The organism is Duganella sp. GW822-FHT06D06, assembly GCF_058799615.1.
This window is the reverse complement of the sequence record NZ_JBXALQ010000008.1, coordinates 268937-285439: the sequence shown is the minus strand read 5'-3', so window position 1 is coordinate 285439 and position 16503 is coordinate 268937. Positions and strand designations below refer to the sequence as shown.

The 16503-nt window shown below is 66.0% G+C and carries 17 protein-coding genes and 1 tRNA gene; 6 read left to right on the top strand and 12 right to left on the bottom strand.

The window, feature by feature from the left end:
- Both AC1RMD_RS17400 and AC1RMD_RS17395 read right to left on the bottom strand, forming a co-directional pair.
- Positions 1-3221, bottom strand: a 3221-nt coding sequence (locus AC1RMD_RS17400) for an MHYT domain-containing protein (RefSeq protein ID WP_492927939.1), incomplete at its 3' end; no start/stop codon positions are given.
- A gap of 64 nt (positions 3222-3285) precedes the next feature.
- On the bottom strand, positions 3286-4254 hold the full coding sequence (locus AC1RMD_RS17395; RefSeq protein ID WP_492927938.1) for an alpha/beta fold hydrolase: 969 nt from the start codon (positions 4252-4254) through the stop codon (positions 3286-3288).
- A 243-nt stretch (positions 4255-4497) separates the two neighbouring features.
- Here AC1RMD_RS17395 and AC1RMD_RS17390 point away from each other — a divergent pair, with 243 nt between their 5' ends.
- From AC1RMD_RS17390 to AC1RMD_RS17380, 3 genes are read left to right on the top strand one after another with little or no spacing between them, the layout of a single operon-like run.
- Complete coding sequence (locus AC1RMD_RS17390) at positions 4498-5733, top strand: efflux RND transporter periplasmic adaptor subunit (protein WP_492927937.1); 1236 nt, start codon at positions 4498-4500, stop codon at positions 5731-5733.
- Positions 5730-6473 carry an ABC transporter ATP-binding protein gene (locus tag AC1RMD_RS17385; RefSeq protein ID WP_492927936.1) on the top strand — a complete coding sequence of 248 codons (744 nt, stop codon included), beginning with the start codon at positions 5730-5732 and terminating at the stop codon, positions 6471-6473. The genes AC1RMD_RS17390 and AC1RMD_RS17385 overlap by 4 nt, the downstream gene beginning before the upstream one ends.
- 44 nt (positions 6474-6517) lie before the next feature.
- A complete protein-coding gene (locus tag AC1RMD_RS17380; RefSeq protein ID WP_492927935.1) occupies positions 6518-7702 on the top strand; it encodes an ABC transporter permease in 1185 nt (394 codons plus the stop codon).
- A gap of 1 nt (position 7703) precedes the next feature.
- On the opposite strand, the gene AC1RMD_RS17375 is transcribed toward AC1RMD_RS17380, so the two are convergent.
- The 6 genes from AC1RMD_RS17375 to AC1RMD_RS17350 all read right to left on the bottom strand — a co-directional run bounded on the left by AC1RMD_RS17375 (position 7704) and on the right by AC1RMD_RS17350 (position 11266).
- The gene (locus AC1RMD_RS17375; protein ID WP_492927934.1) at positions 7704-8180 is read right to left on the bottom strand and encodes a hypothetical protein; all 477 of its coding nucleotides are present in this window, start codon (positions 8178-8180) and stop codon (positions 7704-7706) included.
- A 105-nt stretch (positions 8181-8285) separates the two neighbouring features.
- Positions 8286-8783, bottom strand: coding sequence for a glycine zipper 2TM domain-containing protein (locus AC1RMD_RS17370; protein ID WP_492927933.1), 498 nt, complete (start codon positions 8781-8783; stop codon positions 8286-8288).
- A 98-nt stretch (positions 8784-8881) separates the two neighbouring features.
- Entirely contained in the window at positions 8882-9199 is a 318-nt protein-coding gene (locus AC1RMD_RS17365) for a hypothetical protein (RefSeq protein WP_492927932.1), read from the bottom strand.
- Between the two features lie 71 nt (positions 9200-9270).
- A complete protein-coding gene (locus AC1RMD_RS17360) occupies positions 9271-9981 on the bottom strand; it encodes a choice-of-anchor J domain-containing protein (RefSeq protein WP_492927931.1) in 711 nt (236 codons plus the stop codon).
- A 193-nt stretch (positions 9982-10174) separates the two neighbouring features.
- Complete coding sequence (locus AC1RMD_RS17355) at positions 10175-10885, bottom strand: choice-of-anchor J domain-containing protein (protein WP_492927930.1); 711 nt, start codon at positions 10883-10885, stop codon at positions 10175-10177.
- Between the two features lie 296 nt (positions 10886-11181).
- Positions 11182-11266 (bottom strand) — tRNA-Leu (locus AC1RMD_RS17350).
- Between the two features lie 308 nt (positions 11267-11574).
- Here AC1RMD_RS17350 and AC1RMD_RS17345 point away from each other — a divergent pair.
- Both AC1RMD_RS17345 and AC1RMD_RS17340 read left to right on the top strand, forming a co-directional pair.
- Positions 11575-11958 (top strand): gel scht, encoded by a 384-nt coding sequence (locus tag AC1RMD_RS17345; RefSeq protein ID WP_492927929.1) that lies wholly within the window; start codon positions 11575-11577, stop codon positions 11956-11958.
- Between the two features lie 62 nt (positions 11959-12020).
- Positions 12021-12434, top strand: a complete 414-nt coding sequence (locus tag AC1RMD_RS17340) for a hypothetical protein (RefSeq protein WP_492927928.1) — start codon at positions 12021-12023, stop codon at positions 12432-12434.
- A gap of 9 nt (positions 12435-12443) precedes the next feature.
- Here AC1RMD_RS17340 and AC1RMD_RS17335 read toward each other — a convergent pair whose 3' ends face one another.
- Complete coding sequence (locus tag AC1RMD_RS17335; protein WP_492927927.1) at positions 12444-12611, bottom strand: hypothetical protein; 168 nt, start codon at positions 12609-12611, stop codon at positions 12444-12446.
- 62 nt (positions 12612-12673) lie between these two features.
- Here AC1RMD_RS17335 and AC1RMD_RS17330 point away from each other — a divergent pair, with 62 nt between their 5' ends.
- On the top strand, positions 12674-12859 hold the full coding sequence (locus tag AC1RMD_RS17330; RefSeq protein ID WP_492927926.1) for a hypothetical protein: 186 nt from the start codon (positions 12674-12676) through the stop codon (positions 12857-12859).
- 44 nt (positions 12860-12903) lie between these two features.
- On the opposite strand, the gene AC1RMD_RS17325 is transcribed toward AC1RMD_RS17330, so the two are convergent.
- The 3 genes from AC1RMD_RS17325 to rho form a co-directional block, all read right to left on the bottom strand.
- Positions 12904-14628 (bottom strand): ArnT family glycosyltransferase, encoded by a 1725-nt coding sequence (locus AC1RMD_RS17325; RefSeq protein WP_492927925.1) that lies wholly within the window; start codon positions 14626-14628, stop codon positions 12904-12906.
- Positions 14629-14742: 114 nt separating this feature from the next.
- On the bottom strand, positions 14743-15012 hold the full coding sequence (locus tag AC1RMD_RS17320; protein WP_020701012.1) for a type B 50S ribosomal protein L31: 270 nt from the start codon (positions 15010-15012) through the stop codon (positions 14743-14745).
- Positions 15013-15190: 178 nt separating this feature from the next.
- Positions 15191-16453: a transcription termination factor Rho gene (gene rho / locus AC1RMD_RS17315; RefSeq protein WP_026334025.1), complete on the bottom strand. Its 1263-nt coding sequence runs from the start codon at positions 16451-16453 to the stop codon at positions 15191-15193.
- Positions 16454-16503 lie beyond the last annotated feature (50 nt).

Genomic DNA, 16503 nt, shown 5'->3' with positions numbered 1-16503 from the left:
AGCAGCGCCTGCGCCGCCGCGTGCGCGCGCGCCGCGTCGAACGACGGCGCGGCGGCGGCCGCGGCGTCGGCCTGTTCGCGTTCGCGCTGCACGGCGCGCGGGGTTTCAATCGCATGGATCGCGCTCAGCGCCGCATCCAGCTGCGAGGTCAGCATGCGCTGCAGCTGCGCCAGCTCGGTCGGCAGGGTGGCCGCGCCGGCCTCGCGCTGCGGCGAGCCGCACAGCCTTTCCGCCTGCGCCAGGGTGGCCGCCAGCTGCTCCAGCCCGAGGTTGGCGGCCACGCCGCGCACCTTGTGGCAGCAGGCCTGCGCTTCGGCCAGCCGGGTCGCGCTGGTGCTGGCGAACAGCCGCGCCAGCGCGCTGGCGGCGTCGCCGTAGTCGGTGGCGAAGCGGTGCAGCGCCTGGTGGTATTTGCGCTCGTCGCCGGACCAGCGCTGCAGGCCGGTCTTCTGGTTCAGCACGCGCGCGCGCGCCGGCGCGTCGGCCGCGGCCGGCGCCTGCTCGAGCGGCGGCAGCGCCAGCACGCGGGCGATCTCGTGCGACAGCGCGTACCAGTCCACCGGCTTGGAGGCGAAGCCGTTCATGCCGGCGCCGGCGGCGGCCTCGCGGTGCGCCGCCAGCACGCTGGCGGTCATGGCGACGATCGGGATGGCGGGCGCGCCGGCCGCGTGTTCGCGCGCGCGGATCGCGCGGGTCGCCGCCAGGCCGTCCATCAGCGGCATCTGCATGTCCATCAGGATCAGGTCGTAGGGGCGCTCGGCCGACAGGCGCAGCGCGGCGGCGCCGTCGCCGGCCCGCTCCAGCGTGTGGCCGCGCTTGTGCATCAGCAAGGTCAGCAGCTCCAGGTTTTGCGGCACGTCGTCGGCCGCCAGCACCCGCAGCGGCGGCAGCGGATAGGGGCTGCGCTCGGCGGCCTGGCTGCTGTCGTTGCGGGCCGGCTCGAGCGGCAAGCTCAGGTGGAAGGTGGTGCCCTGGCCGGGCGTGCTCTCGGCCCACAGCTTGCCGCCCATCAGCGCCACCAGCTGGCGGCTGATGGTGGTGCCCAGGCCGGTGCCGCCGAAGCGCCGCGTCATCGACGGGTCGGCCTGGGTGAAGGGGTCGAAGATCGCTTCCAGCCGCTCCGGCGCGATGCCGATGCCGGTGTCCTGCACCGCGATCCGCAACTGGCCCTGGGCCGCGCTGGCGCGCAGGCTGACGCTGCCGGCGGCGGTGAACTTGATGGCGTTGTCGAGCAGGTTGCCGAGGATCTGGCGCATGCGCAGCTCGTCGCCGTGCAGCCAGGGCGGCAGCGACGGGTCGTAGACGATGTCGATGGCCAGGCCCTTGCTGCGGGCGTTGCTGCCGAAGGTGGAGGCCAGCTCGTCGATCAGGCCCAGCAGGCTGTAGTCGTCCGGCTCCAGCTCCACCGCACCCTTGTCGAGCTTGGCGGTGTCGAGGATTTCGTTGAGCAGGCGCAGCAGCGAGCGGCCTTCCTTGCGCACCGTGTCCAGGTGGCGCCGCTGGTTGCTGTCGAGCTCGGTGTCCAGCAGCACGTCGGTGAAGCCGAGGATGGCGTTCATCGGGGTGCGGATTTCGTGGCTCATATTGGCCACGAAGCTGGCGCGCGCGGCGGCCGCCTGCTCGGCGGTCTCCTTGGCCTTGCGCAGCTCCTGCTCCATCTGGCGCCGTTCGCTGATGTCGAGGATGACGCCGTCGATCCAGCGCTGCTCGGGATCGCTCTCGTCCTGGGTCACGGCGCCGTGCTCCCACATCCAGCTGGCGTGGCCGTCGGCGTGGCGCAGCCGGTATTCGACCTGGTAGGCGCTCAGCTCGGCGACCGCGCGGCCGATCTCGGCCTCGACGCCGGCGCGGTCTTCCGGCACGATCAGGCTGCCCAGCGTGCGGCTGCGGCGCTCGCCGACGAAGTCGCTGGCCGGGTAGCCGGCCAGGCGCTCGATGCCGTCGCTGACGAACACCGGCGGCGCGTCGAAGCGCCTGCTGCTGCGGAAGGAGATGCCGGGGATGTTGCCGATCAGCGAGCGGAACTGCTGTTCGCTGTCGCGCAGCGCCTGCATGATGGCGCGCCGCTCGCTGATGTCGGTGATGAACAGCACGAACAGGTCGCGCTCGGCCAGCCGCGCGTGGCCCAGCGCGCGCCGGATCGGCACCCGGCTGCCGTCCTTGCGCACCGCGATCACTTCGCTGCCCTGGCCGGGAATCGCCGAGTTCTCGGTGCGCAGGTAGTTGAGCAGGCCGTCCTGTTCGGAGCGCTGGGTGTCGTCCATCAGGATGCGGATGTTCTGGCCGATGATTTCGTCGCGGCGCCAGCCGAAGATGCGTTCGGCCGAGGCGTTGAATTCGTGCACCAGGCCCTCGCGGTCGACGGTGACCACGCCGTCGATGGTGGTGGTCAGCAGGGCGCGCATCCAGGCTTCGCTTTCGCTTTTCTGGCGGAACAGTTCGCGGTAGCGCAGCAGGCCGTTGGCCGCCATGATGAAGATGGTGATGGCGATGGTGATCAGCGAGATCGCCAGCGCCAGGAAGGTGCTGCTCTGTTCGGGCGCGGCGCCGGCCAGCGGGCGGCCGGCGAAGCGCGCCGCCGCCATGCCGGTGTAGTGCATGCCGGCGATGGCGCAGCCCATGACGGTGGCGCTGATCACGCCCAGCGCGCTGGACGGCAGGCGGGTGTGCAGGCGCAGGCCGAAGCGCACCCACAGCGCCAGCGTGGCCAGCACCACGGCCACCACGATCGACAGGCCGAACATCAGCGGATCGTAATACAGCTCGAACGACATGCGCATCGCCGCCATGCCGGTGTAGTGCATGGCGCCGATGCCGGCGCCCACCAGCAGGCCGCCCAGCAGCAGCGAGCCGGTGCCGATCTGGCGCCGGCTGATGAGGGACAGGGCGATGCCGGAGGCGGCCAGGCTGGGCAGCACCGACAGCATGGTGGTGACCTGGTCGTAGTCGACCGCCGTGCACAGGTTAAAGGCCAGCATGCCGATGAAGTGCATGGCCCACACGCCGCAGCCCAGCGCCAGGCTGCCGGTGCCCAGCATGATGGCGCGCAGGCTGCGGCTCTTGCTGGACTGCGCCTGCGCCACCACCTGCAAGCCCATCCAGGATGAAAAGATGGCGATCAGGATCGAGAGCAGCACCAGCATCGGCGTGTAGCTGCCGTACTGGATCAGCGTGGGATCGGTGGGGGGCGCAAACAGCCGCAGGAGAGTGTCGATATTCATAAGGTTTCCGCTGGGGCGAACTGGCACAGCAGAAACCTTATCACATAACAAGCAGCGGGCAGTATCAGGATTTTGCGAAGGCCAGCAAATCGGCGTTGAAGCGCTCCTTGTGGGTGTCGGTCAGGCCGTGCGGGGCGCCGGGGTAGGTGATCAGCTTGGCGTGCTGGACGATGGCGGCCGAGGCGCGGCCGGCGGCGGCGATCGGCACGATCTGGTCGTCCTCGCCGTGGATGATCAGGGTCGGCTTGTCGAACTTTTTCAGGTCGTCGCGGAAGTCGGTTTCCGAGAACGCTTTGATCGAGTCATAGGTGTTCTTGTGGCCGGCCTGCATGCCCTGCGCATACCAGGCGTCGATGATGCCCTGCGACGGCTTGGCGCCGGGACGGTTGTAGTTGTAGAACGGGCCGGACGCCAGCTCCAGGTAGAGCTGCGCGCGGTTGGCGACCGAGGCGGCGCGGATGCCGTCGAACACTGCCATCGGCAGGCCGCCCGGATTGCTGGCGGTTTTCAGCATCAGCGGCGGCACCGCCGAGATCAGCCCCAGCTTGGCGATGCGCCCGGTGCCGTGGCGGCCCACGTAGCGCGCCACTTCGCCGCCGCCGGTCGAGAAGCCGGCCAGGATGATGTTGTTTAAATCCAGCGCTTCGATCAGCTGCGCCAGGTCGTCGGCGTAGTGGTCCATGTCGTTGCCGTCCCACGGCTGGCTGGAGCGGCCGTGGCCGCGGCGGTCGTGGGTGATGACGCGGAAACCGTTGTTGGCCAGGTGGAAGGCCGCCGACTCCCAGCTGTCGGCGTTCAGCGGCCAGCCGTGGCTGAGGATCACCGGCTGGCCGCCGCGCGGGCCCCAGTCCTTGAAGTAGATCTGGACGCCGTCGCGGGTGGTGATGGTGCTGGCGCTTGTTTGCGCCTTGGCGGCGGCCTGGCTGTCGCCGCTGACGGCGGCCAGCGGCAGGGCGGCGGCGACTGCGGCCACGGCGGCGGCGCTGCCGACCAGGGCGTTGCGGCGGGATGGATTGCTTGCTTGGGTGGACATGCTGGGCTTCCTCTGTGAGTGATGATGTGCTTCATGGTAGGGAGGAATGGCCGCGCCGGGAACGCCCGGAGGGGTTATCCCGGACTGCGACTTTGCCCATAGCGCGATCGGGTGGGCGGGCGCTCCGCCCAAAGGTGGAGGCGTGGACAACAACCTTGCCATGTTGCATTCCTTGCAAAACGCAATATACTTGGCGGGCTGATCCGCATATCGACGGATCTCACCAATGGGACACACGAGACGATGGCTTTTCTGACCAAGAAGAAGATAGCGCTGGCCATAGGCCTGCTGCTGATCGGTGGCGCCAGCGCCGCCTGGTATTCCAGCAACAAGACCCCGCTGGTCGAACCGGTGCGCTTCCGCGTCGCCGCCGCCGACACCGGCAACATCACGCAGACGGTGACGGCCACCGGCACCATCAATCCGGTGGCGCTGATCAACATCGGCTCGCAGGTGTCGGGCACGGTGAGCGAGCTGAAGGCGGACTTCAACGACCACGTGAAAAAAGGCCAGGTGCTGCTCAAGCTGGATCCGACCATCTTCAACGCCCAGATCCGCCAGGTCGAGGCGCAGCTGTCGTCGGCGCGGGCCAGCCTGCGGCTGGCGCTGGCCACCCACCAGCGCAACCAGACGCTGGTGACGCAGAGCTATATCTCGCCGCTGGCGCTGGACCAGTCCAAGCGCGAGGTCGACGTGGCGCAGGCCAACATCCAGCTGGCGCAGGCGCAGCTGGCGCGCGCCCAGGCCGACCTGGACAACAGCGTGATCCGCTCGCCGATCGACGGCGTGGTCATCAAGCGCACGGTGGACCTGGGCCAGACCGTGGCCGCCTCGTTCGCCACGCCGACCCTGTTCCAGATCGCCCGCGACCTGACCAAGATGCAGATCGACACCAGCGTCTCGGAGGCCGACGTCGGCGCGCTGAAGGACGGCCAGGCGGCGCGCTTCGTGGTCGACGCCTATCCGGACAAGGAATTCGATGCGCGCATGCGCCAGTTCCGGCTGGCCGCCAACGTGGTGCAGAACGTGGTCACCTACAACGTGGTGCTGGACGTGGACAACAGCGAAGAGCTGCTCAAGCCGGGCATGACGGCGCAGGTGCGGCTGCTGGTCGGCAACCGCCAGCAGGTGCTGCGGATCCCGACCGCCGCGCTGCGCTTCCGCCTGAGCGACGAGGAGATCGAGAAGCAGGCCAAGAAGGACAAGGCGGCCGCCGCCAAGGCCGGCGGCGCCAGCGCTGCCGCCAGCGCCAGCGCCGTGGCCGAGGCGCCGCCGGAGGACGACGCCGCCTTCCGCAGCAAGAGCGAGCTGGCGCGCTCGTTCAAGATCTACACCATGGACGACAAGAACAACCCGGTGGCCAGGGACATCAAGATCGGCCTGTCGAACTTCCGCTACACCGAGGTGGTCGGCGGCGAGTTGAAGAAGGGCGACAAGGTGATCACCCGCGCGCTCAACGAGAAGCAGGGTGAGCTGTGACGGCGCCGCAACTGCTGATCGATATACGCCAGGTCACCAAGAGCTACTTTTCCGGCAACGTTGAAACCCAGGTGCTGTTCGGCATCGACCTGGCGGTGCCGCGCGGCGATTTCCTGGCGGTGATGGGGCAGTCCGGCTCGGGCAAGTCGACCCTGATGAATATCTTCGGCTGCCTCGACCAGGCCACCGGCGGCAGCTACCACCTGGACGGCGTCGACACGCTGACCCTGTCGCGCGCCGAGCTGGCCACCATCCGCAACCGCACCATCGGCTTCGTGTTCCAGAGCTTTAACCTGATCAAGCGCATGAGCGTGGCGGAGAACGTGGCGCTGCCGCTGATCTACGCCGGCGTCTCGCGCGGCAAGGCGCACGCCAAGGCGCTGGTGGAGCTGGAGCGGGTCGGCCTGAAGGACTACGCCAGGCGCACGCCGAACCAGCTGTCCGGCGGCCAGCAGCAGCGGGTGGCGATCGCCCGCGCGCTGGTGGGCGACCCGCCGCTGATCCTGGCCGACGAGCCGACCGGCAACCTCGACACCCAGACCAGCGAAGAGATCATGCGTTCCTTCCAGCAGCTCAACGCGGAGCGCGGCATCACCATCCTGCTGGTCACACACGAGCCGGACATCGCCGCCTACAGCAAGCGGCTGATGCGGCTCAAGGACGGCCACGTGCTGTACGACGGCCCGGCCGCCGAAGGCCTGCGGCTGATGTCGCAGGGCCACGAACCGATAAGGGCGTAAAGCAGATGAATCCTTTACAGATAGTGGTGGAGGCGTTTCGCTCGATGATGGCGAACCGCCTGCGCACGTTGCTGACCATGCTGGGCATCATCATCGGCATCACCTCGGTGGTGCTGCTGCTGGCGGTGGGCGACAGCATGAAGCGCTTCATCGCCAAGGAGCTGGAGCAGCTGGGCACAAATATGCTGTTCGTCTCGCCCGGCGGCGACCGCGCGCAGCAGCAGCGCATGCGCACCGGCGCGGCGCCGGCCCTGACCATGGCCGACGCCGCGGCGCTGAACGCGCTGCCGTCGCTGGCCGGCGCGGCCGGCGTGCTGCAGGGCGGCTTCAACCTGGCGGTCGGCAACGAGAACGCGTCGAAGACGGTGCACGGGGTGACGCCGGCCATGTTCAAGATCCGCGGCTGGAAGATCGACAAGGGCAGCGCCTTCAGCGACGCCGACGTGCGCGCCGCCTCGCGCATGGTGGTGATCGGCAAGAAGATCGCCGACCAGTTCTTCTACAAGGTCAACCCGCTGGGCAAGTACATCCGCATCGAGAACGTTTCGTTCCAGGTGGTGGGGGTGCTGTACGGCGAGGGCAAGCAGGTCGACGGCGGCGACCTGGCCGACTACGTGCTGGTGCCGATCACGGCCTCGGCGGCCAGCCTGGTGCGGCTGCCGTTCCCCGGCAATGTGCACTACGTGGTGGCGCAGGGCAAGTCCGGCGGCAATTTGCAGGACGCCATCGAGGACATCAACGAAACCTTGCGCGACCGGCACCACATCAAGTTCGAGCAACCGGACGATTTCCGCATCGACAACCTGGCCTCGTTCGCCGAGACCGCGCAAAAGATTAGCGCCGGCCTGGCGGCCCTGCTGGGTTTGATCGGCGCGATTTCGCTGATCGTCGGCGGCATCGGCATCATGAACATCATGCTGGTGTCGGTGACCGAGCGCACCCGCGAGATCGGCATCCGCATGGCGATCGGCGCCAAGCCGCGCGACGTGCTGCTGCAGTTCCTGACGGAGGCGGTGGTGATCTGCCTGGTGGGCGGGGTGTTCGGCATCCTGCTGGCCACCGGGGCGGCGGCCGCGATCACCTCGACCGGCAAGTTCGACGTGTTCATCACCGTGCAGGCGGTGGTGGTGGCGTGCGGCTTCTCCAGCCTGGTGGGGGTGTTCTTCGGCTTCTACCCGGCGCGCCGGGCGTCGAAGCTGTTGCCGGTGGACTGCCTGCGCTACGAGTAGTTCAGTAGTCGAACTTGTTGCTGCGCGGGGAGGTCTTGAAGAAGGACGGGGCGGCCTCCCGTTCCTGCTGTTCCAGCTCGCGGCGCTGTTTGGCTTCCAGCTTTTGCTGGGCGATGCGCTCGTTGTGCTGGTCGATGCGCTGCTGCATGGCGCGCCCCTGCTTGCTGTTTTGCAGCAGGCCGAACTTTTGCAGCATGGCGGCGGCCCACAGCAGGAAGATCACCAGCAAGGCCAGCAGATAGCCGGCCTGCCAGGTGCCGTAGTTCTGGCTGATGATGGGGAACAGCGGACTGGCGTCCTCCAGCCAGCCCTGGCCCAGCACGCCGCAGATCGCCGCCAGCACACCCAGCGCCGCAGTCTTGACGATCAGCCAACGGCTGGCCCTGACGCGCTGGTTCCAGAAATGGCGTAGTTCTTCGTGTGGGTCGGTGGCGGTGGTCATGACGATGGCTATGTGTGGCGGCAGGGCGGCAAGCATTATGTCATATTTTCCACCTGGAAACTAAATGCGGCCTTGCGCCGCTGCAAACAAAACGGCCCGGTCCCCTGTGCGGGGCCGGGCCGTGCTGCTGCGGGATGGCGCTTAGTTCTTCTTGGCGATCTCGTTGCCGACGTAGGCGCCGCCGACCACGCCGGCGATGGTGGCCGCGGTCTTGCCCTTGCCGCCGCCGACCTGGTTGCCGATCAAGCCGCCGACCACCGCGCCGATGCCCATGCCGAGCGGGCTGTTCTGAGCCACCGGGGCCGGGGCCGGCGCAGGCGCCTGGGCCACCGGCGCCTGGACGTTGTCGGCGTTGCTGTTGACGTGGCGCACCTGCGGGGTCACGTGATGCACCACGGTGCGGTGTTCCACCACCTGCTTGCGCGTTTCCGGCGCCGGCTGGGCGGCCAGTGGCGCGCTGCTGGTCGGCGCCGGGTTGGCCAGCGCAGGCGCGGCGGCCAGCGGGGCGGTGTCAGGGGTGGCGTGCGAGCTCGGCAGCAGGCCGGCGATCGACGCGGCGCCGACCAGGCTGACCAGCGTCAGCGACACGGCGGCAACGGCCATCAATGGGTGGATGCGGGTGCTTGGGGTGGTCGTCATTTTTTTTCTCCTGGATTGCGCCACAGCGGCGCTTGTCCATATAACGAGCCGGAGAGCGAAGCCGGTGACGCAGAAAGTGTTTCCAGAGTAAGCAGATGTTACGGCGCGCCGTGGGCGGCATGGCGGCGCTCCAGCCATTCGCGGCCGCCGCTGGCCAGCGCCTTGGCGATGACGGCGGGCGGCAGGCTGTAGACGGTGGCCCAGCTGGCGCGGCCGTCGCCGGTGTTGGACGGGAAGCTGCTGGTCTCCACCGGCCAGTGGTATTTGCGTTTGAGCGTCTTGACGATGGCGGCCAGCGAGGTGCGCCCTTGCAGCGGCGGCGCGCCGGTCTGGTCGGCGTCGGAAATCAGGATGGCCAGCACGGCGCCGCGCGCGGTCAGCGGGCCGGGGAATTTGGGAAGTTTGGCGGGAGGCATGCCGCCATTCTAGCGGAATGGGCCGGCGCGGCGGAAGCTGCCGCCGCCGCGCCGGCGTACTGGCGTACTACTTAGGCCGCCTTGGCCTTGCGCTTGCGTGCCAGGCCCACCAGGCCCAGGCCGGCGCCCAGCATCAGGTAGGTGCTCGGCTCCGGCACGGCGCTGACCGATATGGTGTCGATGCCGATATAGTCGGAGTTGGCGCCGGACGGGCCGCCGTTGGGCACCGAGTAGTGGAAGGCGAACGCGCCGTTGGTGGCGCCGGACAGGCCGCTCAAGGTCACGCTGTACTTGGTCCAGTCATTCGGATAGCCGTCGACGTCGAGGTCGGGATTGACGGACAGCAGCAGCGAGCTGAACGTGCCGACGCTGGTGGCCGTGCTGCCGACGTTGGTGCCGCCGACGTTGCTGAAGCGGACTTCCAGGCGGTCGGCGAAATTCGGTTCATCGACGGTGCGGGTGTAGAACGACAGGGTGTCGCCGTTGTGGTAGGTGGAGGTGGGCAGGATCAGCCAATCGCTGATGGTGGATATGCCGGCGCCGCTGTGGAAATTGCTTGCGAGGTAGGAGTTGGCTGCGCCTTGCTGCGAACCGAACACGGTTGGATTGCCCTGGAACCAGTTGTTCGAGCCCAGCGGAACGCTATTGTTGACGACCGTCCAGCCGGTTGGTACGCCGCTGTCGAAACCCTCGCTGAGCGCATTTGCCGATGCGGCGCCTGCGCTCAAAGTCATTGCCAGGAACAGGGTGGAAATCAAAGCAGGTTTAAACGATACAGCCATTTCTACACCTCCATCAAACCATCTAGGGGAATACCGGCGAGGCCCCCGCCACGCCGGGCCATGCAATCCTGTACAGATCAGATCGCATGGCCTGACAATAACATATGCACAATAAAATTATGGAAATTAAAACAATTTTGCATATGATTTATATAATTTACGACACCCGCGCCGGCGGGTGGGGCGTGTTTCTTCAGGCGGCCTTGGCTTGGCGCTTGCGGGCCAGTCCCAGCAGGCCCAGGCCGGCGCCCAGCATCAGGTAGGTGCCCGGTTCCGGCACGGCGCTGATCGACACGGTGTCGATGCCGATATAGTTGGAGCGGGTGCCGTTCGGGCCGCCGTCATCGACCGAGTAGTGGAAGGCGAAGGCGCCGTTGGTGGCGCCGGACAGGCCGCTCAGCGTCACGCTGTACTTGGTCCACGCCTCTGGATAGCCGCCGGCGTGCTGGCCGGGATTGACGGACATCAGCAGCGAGCCGAACGAGCCGACGCTGTCGGCCGAGCCGCCGACGTTGGTGCCGCCGACGTTGCTGAAGCGTACTTCCAGGCGGTCGGGGAAGATCGAATTTTCGACGGTGCGGGTATAGAACGACAGGGTGTCGCCATTCTGGTAGGACGAGGTTGGCATGATCAGCCAATTGCTGATGGCCGACACGTCCTTGCCGCTGGTCCAGCCGGCGCCGATAAAGGAAGTGGCTGCGCCCTCCTGGGCGGCGAACACGACAGGATCACCCTGGTACCAGTTGATGTCGCCCCGTGGATCGCTGTTGTTGACGACCGTCCAGCCGCTCGGCACGCCGCCGTCGAAATTCTCGCTGAGCGGGTTGGCCGACGCGGCGCCCGCGCTCAAGGCCATGGCCAACAACAGGGTGGACAACACAGCAGGTTTAAACGATACAGCCATTTCTACACCTCCATCAAACTATCGAAAGAATACCGGCGGGCCCCCGCCGCACCGGGCCACGCAACCCTGTACAGGCGGGTTTGCGTGAAATGACGATAGCATATGCATAATGGAAATATAGATGTCGGAATAATCTTGCATATGGTTTATGCCGTTTTAGCGGGAAACTACACTGAAGCGGTCCAGTGGCTGTTGTTTCGCAAGCTCATCGATGCGCGGTCGCGCGAGCGCCGGCGCCAGACGATAAAAAACCCGCTATGCCGGGGAAGGCATAGCGGGTCTTTCACGGTGTTGGGTGGTGCCGGGAGCCGGAATCGAACCGGCACGCCTTGCGGCGCGGGATTTTGAGTCCCGTGCGTCTACCTATTCCGCCATCCCGGCAACGCGACCCGCATTATCACTGATTTGCCCGCAAGCCGCAAGCCATGGCGCGGAATTTTTATATTTGTGCAAGATTGAGGCGGGTATTCCTCGATACCGCGGCTGAACCTGGCCGGTTTGCCGGCGTGGGCCGGCGCCGCCGTTCATCGCGGTTTTTTACACTTGGCGCACGCGGATTAACCGCTCGTCGCATACGCCTGATCTTGCGCAAAGTCTTTGTTAATCTGCACCTGTCTACCGCTGATCCGAAAAATGCAGCGGTGGCTCCCCGGCAGTTTTAATGACCCAGTTATCTTACGGAGCACACCATGAAAACCACACTCGTCGGCCTTGTCGCCGCCCTTGCTTTCGCCGCCATTCCCGCCGCCCACGCGGAAGACGCCAGCGTCCAGATTAAAGGCGGATACCAGCGCATCCATCTGATGCAGGAAGACTTCGCGGACTACAAAAATGCGTATCGCTTGACCAACGGCCAGATCCTGAAATTCAGCCAGCGCCAGACCCACTTCTACGCCCAGGTGGACAAGGGCCAACGGGTGGAAATCTTCCCGATCGCCAGGGACCAGTTCATCAGCGACGCCGGCACCCGCTTTGAATTCAGCGATGAAGCGGAGAACGTCGGCGTGGCCAACTTCGGCCGCCTGCCGCTGGCCAAAGCCGCCGGCGATGCCATCGTCATGGCCCGCCGCTAAGCCTTAACAACGAAGCACACCGGGCACGTTGCCCATCCTAAAAAATTGATTGGAGCAAGACCATGAAGACCACTCTGTTGAGCCTGGCTGTAGCCGCTGCTTTGTCCTTCGCCGCCGTGGCTTCCGCCGCGCCGGCCTCCGCCTCCGCCTCCGCCGAGGCCGCCAGCGAAAGCGTGAAGATCAGCGCAGCGCGCTACCACATGGAGCCGCAGCAGTTCCTCGACTACCAGTCCTCCTACCATCTCAGCAACGGCGACACCATGCGCTTCACGCGCCAGGTCGGCCGCTTCTACACCGAGATCCAGGGCCAGGCGCGGGTGGAAATCTTTGCGGTGGGGCCGGCGGAATTCATCACCCGCAACGGTTCGCGCATGGTGTTCGAGCAGGAGGGCGACGCGCTCACCGTCAGCAACTACGAGCGCCTGCCGATGACGGCCCAGCTGCCGGCCAACACCATCGTCATGGCCAAGCGCTGATGGCGGGTTTTAGTTGGGCAGGGTCCAGTGTTGGTACTTCCGTTCCAGGCGAGCCATGCTGCCGTCGCGCCGCATCTCGACCAGTGCCGCGTTGAGCTGGGCGACCAGTTCATCCGGCATTGAGGGGTTGCAGGCCAGATAGACCTTGACCCGGTTGAACACCAGCAGCGGCACCACCTTGTCCGCCCAGTCGTACTGGTTCGGTCCGGGGCTGCCAGGTCGTTGCTGACCGGCTCGACATGAAAACCGCGGCTGCGCAGGTACTCGTCGCGCGCATCGCCGATGTAGGTGCCGATGCGCAGATGGCGCGCATCCTCCAGCGTCTTCAAAGGGAACGCGTGGTCGGCGCGCCCCCACAGCACCCATTCGGCCTCGTCGGTTGGTCCTATCCATTTGAACAGTTTTTCGCGCTCTTCGGTGCATAGCGGCAATGCGCAGCGGGCGGCAACGCGCGCGCCCGCCGATGCGCCTAGTCGGCGCGGCGGTACAGGCGGAAACGCTCGTCGCGGTCGGCCGGGCGCCGGCCTTCCCACAGCAGGCGCCATTGCTGGTCGCGGTAGCGCGCCGGGATCTCGCGCTCGTCGCGCAGCTTGATGCTGTCTTGCAGCAGCAGCAGATCGCAGTGGTCGCCTTCGACGCCGGCAAACGGCAGCTGGGCGTAGTAGGCGAACGAGGCGCGCTGGGCCGGACCGACATTGGTCTCGATGCAGCGCGCGCCAGGCGGCAGCTTCTCGGCGATCTGGTGCGCCACGCTGGCGTAGCTCTTGCTGTAGTTGACGTCGGGCAGGAACAAGGTCATCAGCAAGATCCAGATCAGGATCAGGCCGCCGGACGACAGCACCACGGCGCGCCACAGCACGGCCGGCTGGCGCGAGATGCGCCAGTGCACCAGTGCGAACCAGCCGGCGGTGGCGGCCAGCGCCACCAGCAGCGCGATCCAGCCCAGCTCGGGGTGGAAGCCCGGCACCAGCTTGAGCGCGTTCTTGGCGGCCTTGGCCGGCCAGCCGGTCAGCTTGGCGATCCAGAACAGCCAGATCACGCCCGCGCACAAGGTCAGCGCCATCACCGAGAACCAGTCGATGGCGTTGATGGCGCCGCGCTTCATGGTCAGCAGGCCGAAGGCGGCCATGATGGACAGCGGCGGCAGCAGCACCAGCAGTTGTCCCTGCTCGGGCTGGCCGTTGAACAGCGTCAGCAGCGCGCCCATGGTGACGAAGGCCAGCGGCACCACGATGTGCAGCGCGCGGCGCTGGCGGCGCCAGGCCCACACCGCCCAGCCGGCGAACGGCCAGGCCGGCCAGAAGAACCAGACGCCGACGCGGAAGAAGAATTTGAGAGACAGCGCGCTCGGCAGGTCGAACAGCTTGAGGTTCCAGGCCAGCCAGGCGTTCAGCGGCAACTGGTGGTAGGGTTGCAGCAGTTGCGCCGGCAGCAGCCACAGCGCGGCGACGGCGCCGCCGACGGCGATGGTGGCGCCGAGGTCGCGCATCGCGCGGATGGCGGGCTGGTCGAGGAAGCGGGTGCAGGCGAACAGGGCCAGCATGAGGAACACCGGCGTGACCCAGCCGCGCGTCAGGGTCAGCAGGCCGACCGCCAGGCCGCTGAGGGCGGCGTTGCGCAGCGACGGCCCTTCCACGTAGCGCACGGTGCGGTACAGCAGCAGCGCCACCAGCGACACCTGCAGCGCCTCCGAGGTGGACTCGTGGCTGTGCAGCAGCAGGCCCAGGCAGCCGAGGTAGAGCAGCACGGCGGCGTCGGCCAGGGTGCGGCCGAAGTCGTTCGGTTCGGGCTGGCCGCCGAAGGCCAGGCGCAGCGGCTGCGCATCCTGGCGGCGCCCCAGGTTAAAGGTGGCGTACCACAGCGACAGCACGCCCAGCAGGAAGACGCCGACGGTGCCGACGCGGGCCGCCAGCACGTCGCCCATCAGCCAGCCGAACAGCTTGATGCCGAGCGCGCCCAGCCAGAACGCCAGCGGGCCTTCGTCCGGCATCGACAGGCCGGCGATGTTGGGCCACAGCCAGTCCTGCCAAGTGCCGTGCGCCATGGTCCACATGATGCCGAAGCTGGCGGCGTCGTCGTTCTTCCACGGGTCGCGGCCGATCAGGCCAGGCAGGATGTACAGCAGGCCCAGGGCGAACAGCGCCCAGCGCGGCAGTGCCAGGGTAGCGGCGGCGGGAAGACGGACTGGCTTCATCGATCGGTATGCAAGTGAGAGGTGAACGGGAGTATGAAGGAAAACGGCCGGCCGGCGAGGCCGACAAACAAAAAAAGCAGCCAGAGGCTGCTTTTTTGTTCATCGCGGCGAAAATCAGCCTTGTGCGACTTGGGTCTTCGAGCCAACTGCGCCGAATTTCTGGCGGAATTTCTCAACGCGGCCAGCGGTGTCGACGATTTTGTGCTTGCCGGTGTAGAACGGGTGCGATTCAGCCGATACCTCGATCTTGACCAGCGGGTATTCTTTACCGTTGTGCTCGATCTTTTCGCGGGTTTGGATGGTCGAACGGGTAACGAATTTGAAGTCGCACGACAGATCGTGGAACACAACTTCGCGGTATTCTGGATGGATTTCTGGTTTCATTTTGAAGCCTTCGGTTAGTTAGGTAGCCAAACAGCACTTCGTCGGTCGGTCCAGCCTCTTGACCCGATTGCCGCTCACTTGCCAGAGTTAAAGTTGATGCGATCGGCGATTATACCGGCGTTAACGCAAACAGGCAACCACGTAGGTTGCCTGTTTATCATGATTACTACGGGGTTAATTAACCACCACGTCTCATCATGTCGAAGAACTCACCGTTGTTCTTGGTGGCCTTCATCTTGTCGAGGATGAACTCCATCGCTTCGATCTCGTCCATCGAGTACAGCAGCTTGCGCAGGATCCAGATCTTCTGCAGCTGGTCCGGCTTGATCAGCAGTTCTTCGCGGCGGGTACCCGATTTGTTCAGGTTGATCGCCGGGTAGACGCGCTTCTCGGCCAGGCGGCGCTCCAGGTGCACCTCCATATTGCCGGTACCCTTGAATTCCTCGTAGATCACGTCGTCCATGCGCGAACCGGTTTCGATCAGCGCGGTGGCGATGATGGTCAGCGAGCCGCCTTCCTCGATGTTGCGGGCGGCGCCGAAGAAGCGCTTCGGACGTTGCAGCGCGTTGGCGTCCACACCACCGGTCAGCACCTTGCCGGAGGCAGGGATCACGGTGTTGTAGGCGCGCGCCAGGCGGGTGATCGAGTCCAGCAGGATGATCACGTCCTTCTTCATCTCGACCAGGCGCTTGGCTTTTTCCAGCACCATCTCGGCCACCTGCACGTGGCGGGTGGCCGGTTCGTCGAAGGTCGAGGCGACCACTTCGCCGCGCACCGAGCGTTGCATCTCGGTCACTTCTTCCGGACGTTCGTCGATCAGCAGCACGATCAGCGTGCAGTCCGGATGGTTGGCGGTGATCGCATGCGCGATGTGCTGCAGCACCACCGATTTGCCGGACTTCGGCGACGCCACCAGCAGGCCGCGCTGGCCCTTGCCGATCGGCGCGATCAGGTCGATGATGCGGCCGGTGATGTTCTCGCTGCCGTTGATGTCGCGCTCCAGGCGCAGCGGCTCGTTCGGGTGCAGCGGCGTCAGGTTCTCAAACAATATGCGGTGCTTCGAGGCTTCCGGCGATTCGCCGTTGACCTTGTCTACCTTGACCAGCGCGAAGTAGCGCTCGCCATCTTTCGGGGTGCGCACTTCGCCCTCGATCGAATCGCCGGTGTGCAGGTTGAAGCGGCGGATCTGCGACGGGGAAATGTAGATGTCGTCGGTGGACGCCATATAGCTGGCGTCGGGCGAGCGCAGGAAGCCGAAGCCGTCCGGCAGCACTTCCAGGGCGCCGTCGCCGAAAATCTGTTCGCCGGTCTTGGCGCGCTTTTTCAGGATCGCAAACATCAGTTCCTGTTTGCGCAGACGCGCCGCGTTATCGATATCAAGACCGATGGCCATCTCCAGCAATGCCGAGACGTGTAAGGCCTTTAATTCAGATAGATGCATATGTGTTGAGTGTCCCGTGACGGGAAAGTAAAGGTAGGGGAGGGAACTGC

Bases quoted from the DNA above. Each gene is read 5' to 3' on its own strand.
- AC1RMD_RS17395 (WP_492927938.1), bottom strand. From the start codon at position 4,254: ATGTCCACCCAAGCAAGCAATCCATCCCGCCGCAACGCCCTGGTCGGC.
- AC1RMD_RS17390 (WP_492927937.1), top strand. From the start codon at position 4,498: ATGGCTTTTCTGACCAAGAAGAAGATAGCGCTGGCCATAGGCCTGCTG.
- AC1RMD_RS17380 (WP_492927935.1), top strand. From the start codon at position 6,518: ATGATGGCGAACCGCCTGCGCACGTTGCTGACCATGCTGGGCATCATC.
- AC1RMD_RS17375 (WP_492927934.1), bottom strand. From the start codon at position 8,180: ATGCTTGCCGCCCTGCCGCCACACATAGCCATCGTCATGACCACCGCC.
- AC1RMD_RS17370 (WP_492927933.1), bottom strand. From the start codon at position 8,783: ATGACGACCACCCCAAGCACCCGCATCCACCCATTGATGGCCGTTGCC.
- AC1RMD_RS17365 (WP_492927932.1), bottom strand. From the start codon at position 9,199: ATGCCTCCCGCCAAACTTCCCAAATTCCCCGGCCCGCTGACCGCGCGC.
- AC1RMD_RS17360 (WP_492927931.1), bottom strand. From the start codon at position 9,981: ATGGCTGTATCGTTTAAACCTGCTTTGATTTCCACCCTGTTCCTGGCA.
- AC1RMD_RS17355 (WP_492927930.1), bottom strand. From the start codon at position 10,885: ATGGCTGTATCGTTTAAACCTGCTGTGTTGTCCACCCTGTTGTTGGCC.
- AC1RMD_RS17345 (WP_492927929.1), top strand. From the start codon at position 11,575: ATGAAAACCACACTCGTCGGCCTTGTCGCCGCCCTTGCTTTCGCCGCC.
- AC1RMD_RS17340 (WP_492927928.1), top strand. From the start codon at position 12,021: ATGAAGACCACTCTGTTGAGCCTGGCTGTAGCCGCTGCTTTGTCCTTC.
- AC1RMD_RS17330 (WP_492927926.1), top strand. From the start codon at position 12,674: ATGAAAACCGCGGCTGCGCAGGTACTCGTCGCGCGCATCGCCGATGTA.
- AC1RMD_RS17325 (WP_492927925.1), bottom strand. From the start codon at position 14,628: ATGAAGCCAGTCCGTCTTCCCGCCGCCGCTACCCTGGCACTGCCGCGC.
- AC1RMD_RS17320 (WP_020701012.1), bottom strand. From the start codon at position 15,012: ATGAAACCAGAAATCCATCCAGAATACCGCGAAGTTGTGTTCCACGAT.
- rho (WP_026334025.1), bottom strand. From the start codon at position 16,453: ATGCATCTATCTGAATTAAAGGCCTTACACGTCTCGGCATTGCTGGAG.